Source organism: Saccharopolyspora sp. NPDC050389, from assembly GCF_040655595.1.
In the GTDB taxonomy this organism is placed as follows: domain Bacteria; phylum Actinomycetota; class Actinomycetes; order Mycobacteriales; family Pseudonocardiaceae; genus Saccharopolyspora.
The window spans coordinates 136,171-154,164 of sequence record NZ_JBFAKG010000011.1; the positions used below are offsets into that span (position 1 = coordinate 136,171).

General features: G+C 68.0%; 16 protein-coding genes. 9 read left to right on the forward strand and 7 right to left on the reverse strand.

Features of this window, described 5'->3' with window-relative positions; all coding sequences use genetic code 11:
* Positions 1 to 130: 130 nt before the first annotated feature.
* On the reverse strand, positions 131 to 406 hold the full coding sequence (locus AB0I53_RS09985; RefSeq protein WP_358599335.1) for a zinc finger protein: 276 nt from the start codon (positions 404 to 406) through the stop codon (positions 131 to 133).
* Positions 407 to 505: 99 nt separating this feature from the next.
* Here AB0I53_RS09985 and AB0I53_RS09990 point away from each other — a divergent pair, with 99 nt between their 5' ends.
* The gene (locus tag AB0I53_RS09990) at positions 506 to 706 is read left to right on the forward strand and encodes a MerR family transcriptional regulator (RefSeq protein ID WP_358599344.1); all 201 of its coding nucleotides are present in this window, start codon (positions 506 to 508) and stop codon (positions 704 to 706) included.
* A gap of 212 nt (positions 707 to 918) precedes the next feature.
* On the opposite strand, the gene AB0I53_RS09995 is transcribed toward AB0I53_RS09990, so the two are convergent.
* Entirely contained in the window at positions 919 to 1,296 is a 378-nt protein-coding gene (locus AB0I53_RS09995) for a hypothetical protein (protein ID WP_358599347.1), read from the reverse strand.
* A gap of 305 nt (positions 1,297 to 1,601) precedes the next feature.
* Here AB0I53_RS09995 and AB0I53_RS10000 point away from each other — a divergent pair, with 305 nt between their 5' ends.
* Together AB0I53_RS10000 and AB0I53_RS10005 are read left to right on the forward strand one after the other, a co-directional pair.
* Complete coding sequence (locus tag AB0I53_RS10000) at positions 1,602 to 2,816, forward strand: acetyl-CoA C-acetyltransferase (protein ID WP_358599350.1); 1,215 nt, start codon at positions 1,602 to 1,604, stop codon at positions 2,814 to 2,816.
* A gap of 14 nt (positions 2,817 to 2,830) precedes the next feature.
* Complete coding sequence (locus AB0I53_RS10005) at positions 2,831 to 5,047, forward strand: 3-hydroxyacyl-CoA dehydrogenase NAD-binding domain-containing protein (protein WP_358599353.1); 2,217 nt, start codon at positions 2,831 to 2,833, stop codon at positions 5,045 to 5,047.
* 86 nt (positions 5,048 to 5,133) lie between these two features.
* On the opposite strand, the gene AB0I53_RS10010 is transcribed toward AB0I53_RS10005, so the two are convergent.
* The 3 genes from AB0I53_RS10010 to AB0I53_RS10020 form a co-directional block, all read right to left on the reverse strand.
* A complete protein-coding gene (locus tag AB0I53_RS10010) occupies positions 5,134 to 5,385 on the reverse strand; it encodes a hypothetical protein (RefSeq protein ID WP_358599356.1) in 252 nt (83 codons plus the stop codon).
* A gap of 260 nt (positions 5,386 to 5,645) precedes the next feature.
* Positions 5,646 to 6,446 (reverse strand): hypothetical protein, encoded by an 801-nt coding sequence (locus AB0I53_RS10015; protein WP_358599358.1) that lies wholly within the window; start codon positions 6,444 to 6,446, stop codon positions 5,646 to 5,648.
* Between the two features lie 441 nt (positions 6,447 to 6,887).
* A complete protein-coding gene (locus AB0I53_RS10020; protein WP_358599361.1) occupies positions 6,888 to 7,499 on the reverse strand; it encodes a TetR/AcrR family transcriptional regulator in 612 nt (203 codons plus the stop codon).
* A gap of 82 nt (positions 7,500 to 7,581) precedes the next feature.
* On the opposite strand from AB0I53_RS10020, the gene AB0I53_RS10025 reads away from it, so the two are divergent.
* From AB0I53_RS10025 to AB0I53_RS10035, 3 genes are all read left to right on the forward strand, one after another.
* Positions 7,582 to 9,078 (forward strand): NAD(P)/FAD-dependent oxidoreductase, encoded by a 1,497-nt coding sequence (locus AB0I53_RS10025; RefSeq protein ID WP_358599363.1) that lies wholly within the window; start codon positions 7,582 to 7,584, stop codon positions 9,076 to 9,078.
* An 82-nt stretch (positions 9,079 to 9,160) separates the two neighbouring features.
* Positions 9,161 to 9,883: a DUF6319 family protein gene (locus AB0I53_RS10030; RefSeq protein ID WP_358599366.1), complete on the forward strand. Its 723-nt coding sequence runs from the start codon at positions 9,161 to 9,163 to the stop codon at positions 9,881 to 9,883.
* A 110-nt stretch (positions 9,884 to 9,993) separates the two neighbouring features.
* Positions 9,994 to 11,406, forward strand: coding sequence for an MFS transporter (locus AB0I53_RS10035; RefSeq protein ID WP_358599369.1), 1,413 nt, complete (start codon positions 9,994 to 9,996; stop codon positions 11,404 to 11,406).
* A 142-nt stretch (positions 11,407 to 11,548) separates the two neighbouring features.
* Here AB0I53_RS10035 and AB0I53_RS10040 read toward each other — a convergent pair whose 3' ends face one another.
* Positions 11,549 to 12,793, reverse strand: coding sequence for a M14 family zinc carboxypeptidase (locus AB0I53_RS10040; RefSeq protein ID WP_358599372.1), 1,245 nt, complete (start codon positions 12,791 to 12,793; stop codon positions 11,549 to 11,551).
* Positions 12,794 to 12,999: 206 nt separating this feature from the next.
* Here AB0I53_RS10040 and AB0I53_RS10045 point away from each other — a divergent pair, with 206 nt between their 5' ends.
* Both AB0I53_RS10045 and AB0I53_RS10050 read left to right on the forward strand, forming a co-directional pair.
* On the forward strand, positions 13,000 to 14,076 hold the full coding sequence (locus AB0I53_RS10045; RefSeq protein WP_358599374.1) for an MFS transporter: 1,077 nt from the start codon (positions 13,000 to 13,002) through the stop codon (positions 14,074 to 14,076).
* 300 nt (positions 14,077 to 14,376) lie between these two features.
* Positions 14,377 to 14,805, forward strand: a complete 429-nt coding sequence (locus AB0I53_RS10050; protein WP_358599377.1) for a hypothetical protein — start codon at positions 14,377 to 14,379, stop codon at positions 14,803 to 14,805.
* Here the strand turns inward: AB0I53_RS10050 and AB0I53_RS10055 are convergent.
* Positions 14,798 to 15,178, reverse strand: a complete 381-nt coding sequence (locus AB0I53_RS10055) for a hypothetical protein (RefSeq protein WP_358599380.1) — start codon at positions 15,176 to 15,178, stop codon at positions 14,798 to 14,800. The two genes, AB0I53_RS10050 and AB0I53_RS10055, sit on opposite strands and share 8 nt — an antisense overlap.
* A 298-nt stretch (positions 15,179 to 15,476) precedes the next feature.
* On the opposite strand from AB0I53_RS10055, the gene AB0I53_RS10060 reads away from it, so the two are divergent.
* Entirely contained in the window at positions 15,477 to 17,537 is a 2,061-nt protein-coding gene (locus AB0I53_RS10060) for a transglycosylase domain-containing protein (RefSeq protein WP_358599395.1), read from the forward strand.
* The last annotated feature ends 457 nt before the right edge of the window (positions 17,538 to 17,994 follow it).

The following is a 17,994-nucleotide window of genomic DNA, read 5'->3' on the forward strand; positions in this document are numbered from 1 at the left end:
TCTACCTCGATATTCAATGCGCGGCCGAAGCCGCGCTACTGCCTTACCTCGCCCGCTTCTGTATCACCCCTTGAGAACTCGTCGAAGTCGTAGAAGTCACCAGCATCAGCTCGACGGCCTGCAGCTTCAGCTAGGCAACACGGCCGCGATTGCGGCGCCGTTGCGGCCGAGGCCGCGGGCTGGCATCGGCCACTGGATACGGAATCCTCGGGTTGACGATCGCCCACGCTGTTCGTCGGCACTCCGGGCACGTGTCGTCGAACCATTCGCGCTCGGACACTTTCCGGACCACCAACTCGTCCCCGCACAGTGCGGCCGTCTCGCCTGGCCGGTACGCGTGTCGCTGCCCCTCGTGCGGCTGCCATCGGATGACCGGTCCGGCGGGCTCAAGTCCGAACATTGTCATCCCCCAGGTCCGCAGGCTCACTACTGGAACATCTGGAAATTTCGGAACAACTGTAACATCGGGAAAGACGGCGTGGCCCGAAGTTCGTAGGTTCGGGTCATGCCTGGTCAACCGCGCCTTGTGAGCAGCTCGGAGCTAGCGCGCGAACTTGGCGTCACTCGCCAAACTGTCGCGCGTTGGGTCCGGAGCGGCGTTATCACGCCCGTAACCGTCACGGCGGGCGGTCAGGCGCGGTTCGACATGGAGCAGGCGAAAAGAGAGCTCCGTGAGCACAGGCGGCGCGACGGCGCCAGCGACTGAGTGTATGTACACCTCATCAGCGGCCCTTCGACCGCTGACCCTGGATTAACGAGTGCGGCCCCCGATCGGAGTGGGATCGGGGGCTGCTTTGCTCGTTGAACGCCTGTCAGGCCTGGCCGAGGAACACGGCCTTCTCGGCTGCGAACGTGGGCTCCAGCGCTAGCTAGAGCTCACCTGGCTGCGCGGCGACCGCGAACGCCTGCTCGTAGGTGTCATGTCTTGCCCGGCATACCGTCGTCGACGGTATGCCGCCTCGGATACCGCGCCGTGTTGGCCGGCGGTGTCCCGCACCCGGCGCGGAGCCCGGCCGCGGTGACGGCGGATGCCAGATCGGGTGCACGTGTGATCGCGCCGCCGGGGCTCATCGGGCTCCCGAATCGCCGAAGCAGCAGAAGTCCGCTGGTGCCCATGCTGACCGCCAGGCTCCACCCGGCCACTGTCGAGATCACCCGCGCTTGGTCGGCCGCCACAACGGCGAGTAGTGCGGCACTCAGATACGGGCCGAAGCTCAGCATCAGCGCGGCCACCATGACCACGACCGCGATGCAGCTGTAGACGAGCGGGACGACCCTTTCGGTTCGCTCGCTCATCGGGGTCACCGCTGGCGGCTCCGATGCCGCAGCCGGCTTGGCGGCCTCGATCGGCTGCAGCTGCAGCTCGCTGGCGGACGTGCCGCGATAGGCGAGAGTCCCTGCTCAAAGCAGGGCTTCTGCGGCGAGGAGCGACAAGATCATGCAGGCTGTAGATTGCCTGCTTGGCGTGCTGTGGTGCATGTTTGCCCCATATCTGCCCCATAAGAGAGGGCTAACGGGCAGGTTAAGAGCATCTTGACTGTGACAGTGTTGGTGTCACACTCTGGGTGGAGCACCTGCCGCAACGAGGAGGCACGCCACAAATGTCCGAGGCGTTCGTCTACGACGCGATCCGCACGCCACGCGGTCGCGGCAAGAAAACCGGGTCGCTGCACGGGGTGAAGCCGATCAGCCTGGTGGTGGGCCTGATCCAGGAGCTGCAGCGCCGCCACCCGGAGCTGGATCCCGCGCTGATCGACGACGTCGTGCTGGGTGTGGTCTCGCCCGTCGCAGACCAGGGCGGTGACATCGCCAAGACCGCCGCGCTGACCGCGGGCCTGCCCGACACCGTCAGCGGTGTGCAGCTCAACCGCTTCTGCGCGTCCGGCCTGGAAGCCGTCAACATCGCCGCTCAGAAGGTGCGTTCCGGCTGGGAGGACGCCGTGCTCGCCGGTGGCGTCGAATCCATGTCCCGGGTGCCGATGGGCTCCGACGGCGGAGCCTGGGCGATGGATCCCGAAACGAACTTCGCCACCTCCTTCGTGCCGCAGGGCATCGGCGCCGACCTGATCGCCACCATCGAAGGCTTCGACCGCTCCACTGTGGACGCCTATGCGGCCGAGTCGCAGACCCGCGCCGCCAAGGCCTGGGCAGACGGCCGCTTCGCCCATTCCGTGGTGCCGGTGACCGACCGCAACGGCGTCACCGTCCTCGACCGCGACGAACACATCCGCGCCAACACCACGGCGGACAGCCTCGGGGGGTTGAAGTCGTCCTTCGCCGACATCGGCGAGCTCGGCGGCTTCGACGCCGTCGCGCTGCAGAAGTACCACTGGGTCGAGCGCATCGACCACGTCCACACGGCCGGGAACTCCTCCGGCATCGTCGACGGCGCCGCACTGGCGCTGATCGGCAGCGAATCCCTCGGCGAACGCACCGGGCTGCGCCCCCGCGCCCGGATCGTCGCCGCGGCGCTCAGCGGCGCCGACCCGACGATCATGCTGACCGGCCCCGGCCCGGCGGTTCGCAAGGCGCTGGCCAAGGCCGACCTGAGCATCGACCAGATCGACCTGGTCGAGATCAACGAGGCATTCGCCGCGGTCCCGCTGAAGTTCATGAAGGAATTCGGCGTCGCCCACGACAAGGTCAACGTCAACGGCGGGGCCATCGCCATGGGCCACCCGCTGGGCGCCACCGGGGCGATGATCCTGGGCACCCTCATCGATGAGCTGGAACGCCGCAACCTGCGCTACGGCCTGGCGACGCTGTGCATCGGCGGCGGCATGGGGATCGCGACTGTCGTCGAACGGATCGGCTGAAGGACACATCACACATGAGCGAGCAGAACACCATCCGCTGGGAGTCCGACGCCGACGGCATCGTCGTGCTGACCCTGGACGACCCGCAGCAGCAGGCCAACACCATGAACGAGCGCTACCAGCGCTCCATGGAAGAAACCCTGCAGCGCCTGGAAACCGAGCGCGACAACGTCACCGGCGTCGTCCTCACCGCCGCTAAGAGCACCTTCTTCGCCGGCGGTGACCTGCGCGAGCTGGTCCAGGCCCGGGCCGGCGACGCCGAACGGGTCGCCGAAACCACCACCGGCGTCAAGCGGCAGCTGCGCCGCCTCGAAACCCTCGGCGTGCCGGTGGTGGCCGCGCTCAACGGCACCGCCCTCGGCGGCGGCCTGGAGATCGCGCTGGCCTGCCACCACCGCATCGCGCTGAAGAACCCCAAGGCCCGTTTCGGTTTCCCCGAGGTCACCCTCGGCCTGCTGCCCGGCGCCGGCGGCGTGGTCCGCACGGTCCGCCTGCTGGGCATCGCCGACGCCCTGCTGAACGTGCTGCTGCAGGGCCAGCGGCTGCGTCCGGAGAAGGCCGCGGAGATCGGCATCGTCGACGAGCTCGTCGACACGCCGGAGCAGCTGCTCGCGGCCGCCAAGGACTGGATCAAGGCCAACCCCGAGGCGGCGCAACCCTGGGACCGGCCGGGTCACAAGATTCCCGGTGGCACACCGTCGAATCCGAAGTTCGCCGCCAACCTCCCGGCGTTCCCCGCCAACCTCCGCAAGCAGCTCAAGGGCGCGCCGCTGCCCGCCCCGCGCAACATCCTGGCCGCCGCGGTGGAAGGCGCGCAGGTCGACTTCGACACCGCGCTCGCCATCGAGGGCCGCTACTTCGTGGAGCTGGTCTGCGGCCAGACCGCTAAGAACATGAGCAAGGCGTTCTTCTTCGACCTCCAACACATCAACTCCGGCGGCAGCCGCCCGGCCGGCGAGCCCGAGTGGCGGGCGAAAAAGGTCGCGGTGCTCGGCGGCGGCATGATGGGCGCGGGCATCGCCTACGTGTGTGCCAAGGCCGGCATGCAGGTCGTGCTCAAGGACGTCTCGCTCGCGTCGGCCGAGAAGGGCAAGGACTACTCGGCGAAGCTGCTGGAGAAGGCCATCGCCAAGGGCCGCTCGACGCAGGCCAAGGCGGACGAGCTGCTGGGCCGGATCACGCCCACCGATCAGCTCGAACCGCTGACCGGCTGCGACCTGGTAATCGAGGCCGTCTTCGAGGACTCGAAGATCAAGCACCAGGTGTACGCGGAGGTGCAGGAAGTCGTCGACGGCGACGCGCTGATCGCCTCCAACACCTCCACGCTGCCGATCACCGGCCTCGCCGAGGGCGTGCGCCGCCGCGAAGACTTCATCGGCCTGCACTTCTTCTCCCCGGTCGACAAGATGCCGCTGGTGGAGATCATCTGCGGCGAGCACACCAGCGAGCGGGCCCTGGCGCGCGCGTTCGACGTGGTGCAGCAGATCAACAAGACGCCGATCGTGGTCAACGACAGCCGCGGCTTCTTCACCAGCCGCGTCATCGGCACGTTCGTCAACGAGGGCGTGTCGATGCTCGCCGAAGGCGTGCACCCGGCGTCCATCGAGCAGGCCTCCGCGCAGGCCGGATTCCCGGCACCCGTCCTGCAGCTGTTCGACGAGTTGACCCTGACGCTGCCGCGCAAGATCCGCGACGAGACCAGGCGCGCCGTCGAGGCCGCCGGCGGGACCTGGACGCCGCACCCGTCTGAGCAGGTGCTGGACCGAATGGTCGACGAGTTCGACCGCAAGGGCCGCTCCGGCGGCGCCGGCTTCTACGACTACGTCGACGGCAAGCGGGTCGGGCTGTGGCCGGGACTGGCCGAGCACTTCGGTGCGGCCGAGCGGGATCCGGCCGAGGTGAGCCTGATCGACCTCGAGGAGCGGATGCTGTTCATGGAGGCGCTGGAAACGGTCAAATGCCTCGACGAGGGTGTGCTGCGGTCGGTGCCGGACGCCAACATCGGCTCGATCCTCGGCATCGGGTTTCCCGCCTGGACCGGCGGCGTCGTGCAATACATGAACGGCTATCCGGGCGGGCTGGCCGGATTCGTCGCGCGCTCCCGGGAGCTGGCGGAACGCTACGGGCAGCGGTTCGAGCCGCCGGCCTCGCTGGTCCGCCGCGCCGAGGCGGGCGAACCGTTCGACCTCGGCGAGCCCGACGGGGACATCGTCGCCGCCACGGCGGCGTGATGCGCGAGGCTTCGCAGCCGTCGAACTCGCGGACGTGAAAAGGCGCCGGGCCCCGTGTTGGCCCGGCGCCTTTCCGCTGGTCGCAGTCAGCCCGCCTTGGGGTGGTCGATGATCGGCGCGTTGACGCAGTTGTTGATCTGCGGCGACAGGATCGGGACCACGGCGCCGAGGACGGCAACGTTGTTGCCGCACAACTGCACCGGGACGGCGCTGACGTTGTTGTCGTCCAGCAGGTTGATGCCATTGTTGTTCGCGCTGTCGGCGAAGGCGGGGGAGGCGATGGCCATCATCGCAGCCGCGGCCGCGGCAACACCAGCAATACGAGCACCGGTACGCACTGTGCTTCTCCTTAGGTGACTGAACATTTCGGGTTCATCCCTTGCGGCGACCGGGAAAACGCGGGAACACGCCCCGTGCAACGGCGACCGCGCGGCAGAGTTTGCGCCATGCCCGTCGACGAAGTCGAACCGCGCCGGGCGTGTTCCGGCAAGTTCCCACGATGGAGTGACTGATCCATTGTGGAGCGTTATTGGTTCGTTGCGGGGAAACGAAAAAGTGGTCCCGGAACGATGTCCGGGACCACTTGATCCGATCGTGTTCAGCGCAGCGCGCGGGCGACCTCGTTGAGCGTCGGGAGCTGGCCGGTGATCCGGTGCACCGGAGCCTTCGGAAGGCTGCCGGTGACCTGCTGCGCGACATCTCTCGCGCCCCCGCCCAGGCCGCTGTTCAGCTCTGACGTCACAGGGGTCTTGCTGACTGCTGGCACGAGCTTCTCGGGCTGCGGCAGGGCAACCGGCTCGCCGGAGTTCTGCAGCGGATTGCGCTGCAGAGCGGGGGCGACCGTGCCGACCGGGTTGGCCAGCGGTTCCGTCGCGTAGCCCTGGGCCGCGGTCAGGTCGATCGCGGTGTCCAGCGCGGACATGCCCTGGTGTCCGGGCTCGCGCGGCCCCACCTCGGCGTCCAGCAGCGTGGCTTCCGGAATGCGTTCGGAGGCCACACCGAGGTGGTCCGGGGTCACCGAGCCGCCGATGGTCGGGCGGGTCTTCGTCATCTGCGCGACGCGGGTGGTCTCGGCGAAGACGTGGCCGAGCACCCGGTTCGGCTTGCCCGGCGCGAGCACCGGACGGCCGTCCCGCAGCTCACCGCTCATGCCGTGGGCGGTGGTGGTGATGTCCGCGCCCACCTTCTTCACCAGGTTCGGGGTGTTCGCGTGCAGCTGGGTGTCCGCACACGGTGCCTTCGTCGGGCTGAACCCGGCGCCGTTCTGCATCTCGCAGGCGTTCAACGGGGTGAGAACCCCGATGTTGTCCGGAACGGACGACAGGTCCGGCTTCGGGAGGTCGGTGCTCTCCGCGGCAGAGGCGGCACCGGTTCCGACTGCGGCGAACCCCGCGGCCACAACGGCTGCCTTTACTGTGCGCGTGGTCCAGGGGCGCAAGATTAGTTCTCCTTGGGGTCTGGCGTGTTGGCACGGCTGACTCGGTATCGGAGAACGTCCCGTCGATCTTGACCCCAAACTCCCGATCAACGCCCGAACGAGTGAAATTTCGGGAGGCGCGGCCCGCTGCTCAGCCCGGAACCAAGCTCCCGCCGCACCTACGTTCCGACGTCCTCAATCCCGCGCCGGAACCCCGGACACAGCGCACCGGCGCGGGGGCGGATGACAGGAAGGTTCCCATGCTCCAGGAGTGCGGCTGTGCTGTCGGCGTGAGGTGACAGGAGGGTTCCCATCCTCCAAAGGCGCGGCCCTGCGATCGGCGCGGAGTGACAGGAAGGTTCCCATGCTTCAAGCCGTGCCCGAGGCTGTCGGCGGTCGGGTGCCGCGGGGTCGGCGAGGGCGTCAGGGGGTTGGGGTGAGGCTCGGGGCGAACAGGGCCATCAGGTGTCCGGTGGCTTGCTCGGCGGTGATGTCCGGGCGGCGGTCCCGCCACAGGGCGAGGCGTTCGCAGGCGCCGATGATCGCCTCCGCGAACGCCTCCAACTGCACCGGATCGAGGTCGGGGCGTGCGGCGCCCAGCAGTCCCGAGGTGAATTCCATCTGCTGCATGCGGATCGCTTCCAGTTCGGTGCTCACCGATGAGCTCGGCACCGCGGACTCGTTGCGCAGCAGTGCCCAGGCCTGGGCGTGGTCGTCGCTGAACTTGAAGAAGGCGAGCAGGCAGTCGTGCAGCAGTTGCTCGGGTGTGGCTGCTCCGGCCGCTGCGGCAGTCGTGGCTTCCAGTAGCTCGCGCTTGGCCCGCTGAAGGCAGGCGAGCAGTAGTCCTTCCTTGGAGCCGAAGTACTCGTAGAGCATCGGCTTGGACAGGCCGACCCGCGCCGCGATGTCGTCCATGGACGTGCTCTGGTAGCCGTCCGCCGCGAACACCTGCTCGGCGACGGCGAGGATCTGGCGTTCCCGCTCGGCTCGGGGCATCCGCTTGCGTCCGGTGGTCGGTGCCTGCTGCGTCTCCACGAAAACACCCTACCGCAAGTAACTTACTCGTAGTAAGCTACTGCCGGGTAGTTCAGTCGTTCCGGTGTCCGAGGAGGGCCTGATGGTGCAACGGCAAACGCGGGACCAGCGCAATTACCGGACCTCGGTGATCATCGTCGGGACCGGTTTCTCCGGGCTCGGGATGGCGATCCGGCTCAAGCAGGCCGGGATCGACGACTTCATCGTCTTGGAGAAGGCCGCCGACCTCGGCGGCACCTGGCGGGACAACACCTACCCGGGCTGCGCCTGCGACGTGCCGTCCCTGATGTACTCGTTCTCGTTCGAGCAGAACCCGTCCTGGTCCCGGATGTTCGCCAGACAGGGCGAGATCTCCGACTACCTGCAGCACTGCGCGGACAAGTACCGGGTGCGCGACCACATCCACTACGGCGTGGAATTCACCGGCGCCGAGTACGACGAGGACGCCAACACCTGGACGGTGTCCACCGCGGACGGAACCGAGTACGTGGGCCGCGCGCTGGTGTCCGGCGTCGGCGCCTTACACATCCCGAGCTACCCGGAACTTCCCGGCGTGGAGGGCTTCGAGGGCGAGGTGTTCCACTCCGCGGAGTGGAACCACGACTTCGACCTGGCCGGCAAGCGGGTCGCGGTGGTCGGCACCGGGGCGAGCGCCATCCAGTTCGTGCCGCGCGTCGCCAAAGAAGTGGATCGGCTGCACCTGTTCCAGCGCACCCCGCCGTGGATCCAGCCCAAGCCCGACCGGCCCATCCCGGAGTCGGTGCAGCGCCTGTTCCGCAACGCTCCGCTGCTCCAGCGGGCCGCCCGCGCGGCGCTGTACTGGACCCTGGAGGGGCGCTACTTCGCGGTGTTCAACCGCCGCCTCGGCAAGTTCGCCGAACAGCTGTCCAAGCGCTACATCCGCAAGGCCGTCAAGGACTCGAAGGTGCGCGCCGCGGTGACCCCGGACTACGCCATGGGCTGCAAGCGGATCCTGCTCTCCAGCGATTACTACCCGGCGCTCAACAGGTCTAATGTGGACCTCGTGACCAGCGGGGTGGCCGAGGTCCGGCCGCGATCCGTGGTCACCGGCGACGGCCAGGAGCACGAGGTCGACGCGATCATCTACGGCACCGGCTTCCACGTCACCGACGCGTTCGACCACCTGAGCATCGTCGGCCGCGACGGGCGCAAGCTGCAGGACGCCTGGCGCAACGGGATGGAGGCGTACCTCGGGATCACCGTTTCCGGCTTCCCGAACCTGTTCTTCCTGCTGGGGCCCAACACCGGGCTCGGCCACAACTCCGTGGTGTTCATGATCGAGTCGCAGATCAACTACGTGCTCAGCTGCCTGCGGCCGATCTGCCGCGACGAGATCGGGCAGATCGACGTGCGGCAGTCGGTGCAGGACGCCTTCAACGCCGAGATCCAGTCCGAACTGGCCGACGAGGTGTGGTCGGCAGGCGGTTGCCGGAGCTGGTACCTCGACGAGAACGGCGTCAACCGCACGATCTGGCCCGGATTCACCTGGAAGTACTGGCAGCGCACCCGGAAAGCGGATCTGGCCGACTACGAGACGACCGCCGGTCAATCCCGTTGAAGCTTCGCACGAGCGTTCGATATAGTGGTGCCGTCACTGTCTAACAGCCCCAACGGGGCTCACCCTTGAGCAAGGGGTGGCGATGTCACCGCTGTCGTCCGATGAACTGCGCGGGATCCGCGAAGAGCTGAACGCCGGAACCACTCCGACGGTGTGGTTCACCGGCTCGGCCGTGGGCGTCCAGGAAGGCCGCTCCGGCAAGGTCGTCGCGCTCGGCGAACCTGCCGAGGGCGACTTCATCCAGGTCCGCCCGGCCGGTTCGAAGGACGTGCTGTCCTTCTCGGCCGCGGAGGTCACGAAGGTCAAACCGCCCCGCAAGAAAGCGGCGCCGCCAGAGCCGCCGGCGAAACCCGCCGCGAAGCCACGGCTTGCCGCCCCGGCGCCGACTCCGGCCCCGGCGAAGCCGCCAGCGGCGCAGGAGAAACCCGCTGCTCCGGCGAAGCCCCGACCCGCTGCGGCCTCGGCCCCAGCCCCAGCCGGTGCGTCGGCGAAGCCGGCTGCGGATGCGGCGGCACGCCGCAAGCCGCGGCAGGCGAAGCCGATCGGCGGGGCGACGGTGACGCTGACGGCGGACCATGACGGCCAGTGGAGCGTCGAGGTCAGCACCGGCAAGAAGCGCGTGGTGCGCCCGACACCGGTCGCGGCGAACGCGGTTGCGCAAGCGGCGAAGGCGCTGCACGACGACGTCGCGGCAGCGGTGGAACCGCTGATCGACGCGGCCCGCGAGCAGCAGCGGGTCCGAGTTGAACAACTCCGCGCGGAGCTCGCCGCGGCGCAGGCGGCGCTCGACGAACTCGGGGACTGAGCCCCACTGCGCTGAGCCGGGTTCCGTGTCCGAAGCTCGCCAGCATCTGTCGTCGCATTCCGATTCACTCATGCCAGGCATCAAGCCGGTACATGGTGAAGAGGAGCTCGATGATCGAAACGGCGCCACGGCTGCGGGGCTCCAGCGGGCAGCTCACCGCCCTGCTGGGCGGGATGTTCCTCGGCAACGTGGACGTAGCCATCGTCAACGTCGCCGCGCCGTCCATCCGCGATGACCTGGCCGCCTCGGGCGCCGAGCTGGAACTGATCGTCTCCGGCTACGCGCTCAGCTTCGCGGTACTGCTGATCACCAGCGCGCGGTTGGGTGAGATGCGCGGCTACCGGCGAATGTTCCTGCTCGGCCTGGCGGTCTTCACGCTCGCATCGCTGGGCTGCGGGCTCGCGCCGACGCCCGCTCTGCTGGTGTGCGCGCGCATCGTGCAGGGAGCTGGGGCAGCGTTGATGACTTCGCAGGTGCTGACCGGAATACAGCTGAACTTCCGGGAAGACGAGCGCAGCCGTGCGCTGGGCCTTTACGCGGTGACCCTCGCGGGAAGCGCCGTGATCGGGCAGGTGCTCGGCGGCCTGCTGGTCTCGGCAGACCTCTTCGGCACCGGGTGGCGTCCGGTCTTCCTGATCAACGTGCCCATCGGCGCGGTCCTGTTCGCGATCGCCTGGTCCTTCCTGCCTGCGGACCGGGGACGCGGCGCGGAGCGGCTGGACCTGGCAGGAGCGGCGGTCTTGGCCGCGGCGCTCGCGTTGCTCATCGCTCCGATGATCCTGGGCCGGGAGATGGGCTGGCCGATGTGGATGCGGCTGTGCTTGGCGGCCAGCCTGCCCGTGTTCGCGCTGTTCGTCGTGATCGAACGCCACGCCGCACGGCCACTGGTCGAGCTGAGCCTGCTGCGGCGGGCACCGGTGGCGTGGGCGATGGTCGCGCAGACCACAGTGCGGGCCACGTACTTCGCGGTGCTGTTCGTGCTGGCCCTCTACCTCCAGCAAGGATTGGGGGAGAGCGCTACCTACTCCGGGCTGGTCCTGGTGTCCTGGGTGGCGGCCTTCGGCGTCTCAGGCCCGCTGCTCGGCCGGCTGCCCGCCCACCTCAGGAGATCGGCGGCGCCGGTCGGCAACCTGCTGCTCGCCGCCGCATTCGCCGGGATCGGCTTGGGCCGGTGGTGGGCCGCGACGTCCAACGGGATCCTGCTGGTCGTCCTGCTCGGCCTCGGCGGGTTGGGGTACGGCGCGGCGTTCAGCGCCACGCTCGACCACCTGACGAGCGTCGTCGAAACCCGCCACGCACCAGACGTGAGTGGACTGTTCAACACCACCTTGCAGATCGGCGGTGCCGTGGGCGTCGCCGTCTTCGGCGCGTTCTACCTGGATCTGGCGCCAACCAGCGGGCGCGAAGCGGTAGCAGCCTTCAGCACGGTCGCCTTCGCACTCGCGGCCGCGGCCCTAGCCGCAGCGGCATGCGCTCAGCTCGCGATCCGAACCACCAAACCCCCACAACCACCGGATGCCTGATGCGAGCATGGGAACCTTCCTGTCATCCACCGGCCGAGCTGCCGCCGTGTGCAGGGAGTTTCCAGGGAGCTCTGGCACGAACGGCGCTCGCCGCTGCGCACGATCGCAGCCGACGAGCGCCGCCGGTGGTGTGCCGGGTTCGTCAGTTTTCGATGTCGGTGGTGGCGGTCATGGTCTGCTTGCCGCGGTCGGTCGGCGGAATGCGGTCGTAGGCGGCGGGATCGAGCTGGTCGACCTGGCCGCTGGCGACCGACGAGAGGATCCCGTCTAGTCCGATGTAGACGGCGCGGGTCAGCATCGCGCGATGCTGCTCGCCCAGCGTCTGGGTCTGGCCGCGCACCTCGAACAGCACCGCGCCGCTGCCGTTGAGCTGGAACGTGCCGAGACCGGTGCCCGGCAGGTTCGTGTCCTGCGGGTAGAGGGTGATGTTGCCGAAGTCCGGGTTGTGGTTGGCCGCGGCCTGCAACGCGTTGTACGCGGCCACGTTGAGCTGCTTGGAGTACTCCGGCCGGAAGGTGCCGGCGTACTCGGCGTATTCGGCACCGGCCGGGGTGGCGGGATCGGCGACGAACTTGCCGGACAGGCTCAAGGTCACGAGCCGGTCGGTGCCCGGAACCGTGTAGCAGGCACCTTGGTGGTGCAGGTCGATGTAGGTGTCGACCGCGCCGAACTCAGCCTGCAGCGCGCGGTAGACATCGCGCACCGTCTGCGTCTCCGGGCTGATGAACCAGCCCGGCCGGTCGCTGCTGCCGGGGAAGTCCTGCGGCTGCGGCTGGTAGCCGAGGTCGGGGTTGTAGTCCCGGTTGATGTCGAAACCCGGCCGCTGCGAGTAGTCGTCGCCCTGCCGGGGTTCGGTGTAGTAGTTCCACGACGGTTGCGCGGTCGCCAGTTGCGGGAAGCGCGCCTGCACTTCCTGCCACGTCATGTCGTTACCGCGCCGATCCAGCGCTGCTCCGTCGGGGTTGATCTTCGGCATCGCGACCACGGTCAGCTGCTCGCGGACCTGCTTGGCCCGGCTGGAATCCGAGGTGCCCAGGTAGTCGAGCAGGTCGAGCACCGCATCCGGCCCGGTCTTCTCGTTGCCGTGGATCTCGGCGGTGACGAGCACGACCTTGGGGCCGGTGCCGACGCGCGCGAGGAGCATGTCGCGGCCCCGGTCGGATTCGCCCACGGTTTCCACCGCGACTCGTCCCGCGCTCACCCGCTCGATCCGGTCGAGCTCGACCAGGAGCTCGTCGTAGCTGGTGAACTCGCTGATCGGGTTCTCCCGGGGCTCCTCGCTGCACGGCGGCGGGGCCGCCATCGTCAGCGGTGCGGTGGCCGCCGCGGGAACGAACGCCGATCCCGCGACCACGGCCGCCAGTGCCAGTGCTCGCATCCGATTCATGCAGAACTCCTCGCCGTCGCAGTGACGGCCCAAGCCAAACCGATCTTGACGAAAGCCACAATCGGCCATGAGTGCGCATCTCGGACTTCCCGGACCGGATGGACAAACGATGGTCGCGGGCCTATCAAGAACTGGTGCGAGTCTCGGTTGAATCCCGTGCCAAGGACAGGACAGCGTTGCAGCACCGGTCTTTTCGGCTTCTCCTGGTGGCGACCGTCGGCGGTTTCGCTGGATATGTGCTGCTCATGCCGGTCCTCCCGCTGTGGGCGGTTGCGGGAGGCGCGGACGAAGTAGCGGCCGGCGCGACCAACGCAGTCTTCATGCTCGTGACCGTGCTGACCCAGCTGGGCATGCCGTGGCTGCTCAAACGCATCGACCACCGCATCGCTTTCGTGCTGGGCACGATGCTGATCGGCTTGCCGACCCCGTTGTACGCGCTGTCCAGCGAGCTGTGGCTGCTGCTCGGTGTCTCAAGCTTGCGAGGAGTCGGCTTCGGCCTGCTCACGGTGACCGGCGCAGCGCTGGTGGCCGAGCTCGTGCCCGCTGCGCAGCGCGGCCGGGCGGCTGGGCTCTACGGGTTGTCGATCGGCCTGCCGAACGTTCTTTTCCTCCCCGCCGGAGTGTGGCTGACCCAGCAGATCGGCTTCGGCCCGCTGTTCTGGATCGCCGGGGCACTGCCGGTGGCTGCGACCGCGGCGGCGTTGGGCATGTCGCGAGTGCGGGCCGAGGCCACGGAGCGGTCCGGTACCTCCGCGTTCCCGCTGGCGTTGCTGCCGTCGTGGACCGTTATGACCACGGCGGCGATCGCGGCCGGTGGGCTCACGGCGTTCCTGCCGCTGGCTGTCGAAGGATCGGTGGCTCCGGCTGCGTTGCTGGTCTTCGGCGCCGCCACGATGCTGGGCCGGTGGGCCGCCGGACAGCTCGGCGACCGGCTCGGGCACCGCCGGGTTCTGGTGCCCGCAGTGCTGCTGGCAGCTCTGGGCACGGGCCTGCTCGCGGTCGCGGCGTGGGGCGCGGACCCACTGGCCCTGCTCGGCGCGGCTGCCTTCGGGGCCGGGTTCGGCGCGGTGCAGAACATCACCCTGGTCGCGATGTTCGAACGCACCGGGTCCGGGGTGGCCAGCACCGCCTGGAACATCGCCTACGACGCCGGTCAGGGCCTCGGCTCGATCGGCTTCGGTGCCCTGGTCACGCTGTCCGGCTATCCGGTGACCTTCGCCGCCGCGGCGGTCCTCATCGCCATCGGCACGCCCTTGGCCGCTTCCCACCGCCGACGGGGTTGAGAGCAAGGGAACCTTCCTGTCACCCAAGCCCTCCCGGCGCCGCCTTCCGGTTGGGAAGCCGCAGCATGGGAACCTTCCTGTCAACCACCGCGCGAGCCGGCTGGGCGTGGTGACAGAAAGGTTCCCTTCCTGTCACCACGCGTCAAGAACGTGGTGTGTGGTTGGACACATGTCGCGTGATTTCAGCCGGCCGAATCGCGCTTCAGCGAATCGGCGAATCCTGCCTCGGGTGGCCGGTGCGAACAGTCCGTGACGACGCCGGGCCGCCCAGGCGGTTCGGGACCGCCTAGAATTCGAGGTGTGTTCCGCAGCCTGTTGACCCCGCGTTGGCTGCTTCTGCACGCGCTTTTCATCGTGGCCACGGTCGCCACCGGCTTCCTGGCCGTGTGGCAGTGGGACCGCGCGCACGAAGCCGGGGGAAGCTTCCAGAACCTCGGCTATGCCTTGCAGTGGCCGCTGTTCGGCGTGTTCACGATCTTCCTGTGGATCCGGCTGATGCGCATGGAAGCGCACCGCGATCGAGATGAGGCGGAGCCGGAAGCTCCCGGGACGGCACCGCAGGACGAAGCCGACCTGCAGGTCGTCGAAGAGGCCCCGTCGGCCGCGCGCCGGAAGCGGCCGCTGGTGCCGCCGCCGGCGCCGCCGGTCGGCGCCGAAGATGATCCGGAGCTCGCCGCCTACAACCAGTACCTGGCGGACCTGAACGAGTCGGATCGCCGCGCTAGTTGAACGTGATGTTGCCCTCGATGTCGCGCGCCTGAATCAGATTCTTGACCTTGCCGTGGTTCACGTTGACCACGGCGTTGTCGGTGGCCGAGATCTCTTTGTGCACCTCGGCGCCCTCGGCGCGCAGCTGCTCGGCGAAAGCGGCGTCCTCGGCGCAAACCTGGTCCAGCCGTTCGGCCAGGGCCTTGATCTGCGGCTGGCCTGCCGATTCCTGCTCGGCGGCTTCGAGCGCGGCCTTCGTCTCCGGATCGTCCTGCGACCTGCGGCGCAGGAGCGCGCGGACCTTCGTCAGCGCCTTTTCCCCGGCGGTGCCAAGCGCGGTGGCGACTTGACCGGCGAGCGCGGTGGCCAGCGAATCCAGGAACGGGTCGGTCATTTTTCCTCCGCGGTGATCGACTCCGGTGGTCACCAAGTGTAGTGATCTGCACCGGGAACGTGGGGTTGTTGGCGGGGACTCGGCCGTTCGGTGCATCGTCGAGCGGATCGGCGGATGTGATATCAACGAGTCGACTGACAGCTAGGGAGAAGCGGGAGTCGGCTGATGCCGACGGGAAGCTCTCGGGCCGGTCGTTGGACGAGCGGGGGCGGGCCCCAGGTGGGCGCTGTGGTCGGCGGTCGAGTCGTGTGGACATTTGGTGATTGGGGCTGGCGTGCGCGGCGGCGTGCTGTTGAAGATGTTCGGGCTGTGCGTCCTGGCCGGTGTGCTGGTGGCGGCGCTGTTGCTGCCGATGGCGACCGGGGCCGGGGCGATGGTCAACCAGACGACCGACGCCATGTCGAAAATGTCTGGTTCTCTGGCGAGGCGTGATATGCCGCAGGTGTCCACCATCATGGACAAGGACGGCGAACCGATCGCGTACTTCTTCGACCAGTACCGCATCGAAACGCAGCCGAATCAGATCTCGGACACCATGAAGGCCGCGATCACCGCGGTCGAGGACAAGCGTTTCTGGGACCACGGCGGCGTGGACTGGCACGGCACCATGCGGGCGCTGGCGACCAACGTCAGCAGCGGTGAGGCGGCGCAGGGCGCGTCCACGATCACCCAGCAGTACGTGAAGAACTACCTCGTGCACGTCGCGGCCGACTCCGAGGTGGAGGCCGAGAAGGCCAAGGAGTCGACGATCGCCCGGAAGCTCCGCGAGGCGAAGATCGCCGTCGAACTCGAACACACCATGACCAAGGAGGAGATCCTCACCGGATACCTCAACGTGGTGCCGTTCGGGAACCAGACCTTCGGCGTCGGCGCGGCCGCCCAGACCTACTTCGGCACCACGTCCGACAAGCTGACCATCGCCCAGTCCGCTCTGCTCGCCGCGATCGTCAACCAGCCCGGCTCGCTGAACCCGAACAGCAACCCGCAAGACGCGATGCAGCGCCGCAACCTCGTGATCGACCTGATGGCGGACCCGAACAACAACATCCGCATCACCAAGGAAGACGCGGAGAAGGCCAAGCTGGAACCGCTCGGCGTGATGTCGCCGCTCGGCCGGCCACCGAACGGCTGCGCCGGCGTCGGCGACGGTGCAACCGACGGCTTCTTCTGCACCTACGTCACGGACTACCTCAACCGGCTCGGCATCGACAAGGACAAGCTGAAGACCGGCGGCTACACCGTCCGCACAACGCTCGACCGCAAGGCCACCGACGCGGCCAAGGCCGCCGCCGAAGCCCAGGTGCCGACCCAGACCGACGGCATCGCCAACGCGATGGCGATGGTCGAACCCGGCAAGGACAAGCACAAGGTGCGGGCGCTGGTCGCCAACCGCGACTACGGCAACGACGCGAGCAAGGGTCAGACGGCGTACGACATCGTCAGCCGGGTGCAGCCCTTCGGCGCGGGCTCGATCTACAAGGTGTTCACCGCGGCCTCCGCGATCGAGCAGGGCATGAGCATCAACGACACGATCGACGTGCCACCGTCCTACACCTCCCGCGTGTACAAGAACGGCACCGCGCCGTACACCGTCACCAACGCCGACGGCGTGCAACCGGGGCCGAGGACGCTGCAGATGGCGTTGGCCACGTCGCCGAACACGGCGTTCGTGGCACTGTCGGAAAGGGCCGGCCTCAACAACGTCGTGGACATGGCCTCGCGCCTCGGCTTGCGGGTCGGCATGAACGGCGTCAACTCCAGCGGCCTGCCCCTGAAAACCGATGGCTCGAACGGCCCGTCCCAGGCCGACGTGATCAAGAAGGGCAACCGGGGCGCATTCACCCTCGGCTACACCCCGACGAGCGTGCTGGAGCTGTCCAACGTTGGGGCGACGATCTTGAGCGGCGGCGTCTACTGCCCGCCGACGCCGATCGAGGAGATCAAGGACCGGCACGGCAACCCGCTGCAGCTCAACGAGGCCGCATGTGAGCAGGCGGTGTCCCCGCAGGTGGCGGCGGCCTTGGCGCAGGGCATGAGCAAGGACGACACCGACGGCACATCGCGCCAGGCAGCGCAGAGCGTCGGTTGGAATCGGCCCATGATCGGCAAGACCGGGACGACCCAGGCGCACCAGTCGGCAGCGTTCCTCGCTGCGACTCCCCAGATGGCCGGTGCTGTCCTGACCTACGCCGACGGCAGCAGCCCCCAGGGGATCTGCGACGGCGGCGGTGACGCGCCCCCGTACTTGTGCGGGAAGAACGGCGGGAACATCTACGGTGGCAAGGTGCCGGCCCGGACCTGGTTCGCCGCGATGACGAAGGTCCACGAAGGCCTGCCACCGGCGGCGCTGCCCAGCTGACCCTGACGCCGCTCAGGCCTGAAGCCCGTGCTCACACCGTGAGCACGGGCTTTTGCATGAGAAGAAAAAATGGCGGTCGAGGTACCGCCATAGGTGTTTGCTCGTGTCGTGATTGCAGTAATGCGAATGCCTCGGCGAATGTGTCGGAATCAATCTTGATCTCTAATCAGGCCTGAAGGGCCATGCCTCCATGACGTTCTGCGCGGACGGGATGCTCCATCCAGATCCCGCACATAGTCCGTGAACCGTGTTATTCGTTGTTCTCGAGCTCGTCATCGGAGTGGGGGCGCTTTCCGTGGGAGTCGCGTTGGCTCCGCTGAAGCGCGTGGTCACGAGGGTCGTGTTCCCCGCCGTCCACTTAGTACGACAACGACAGGTTGTGATGTTGATGTCTTTTGTTGTGACTGGCCCGAGCACGGGCCTGACTCGCTAACCGCCACCTTGACCAATGCAGGAC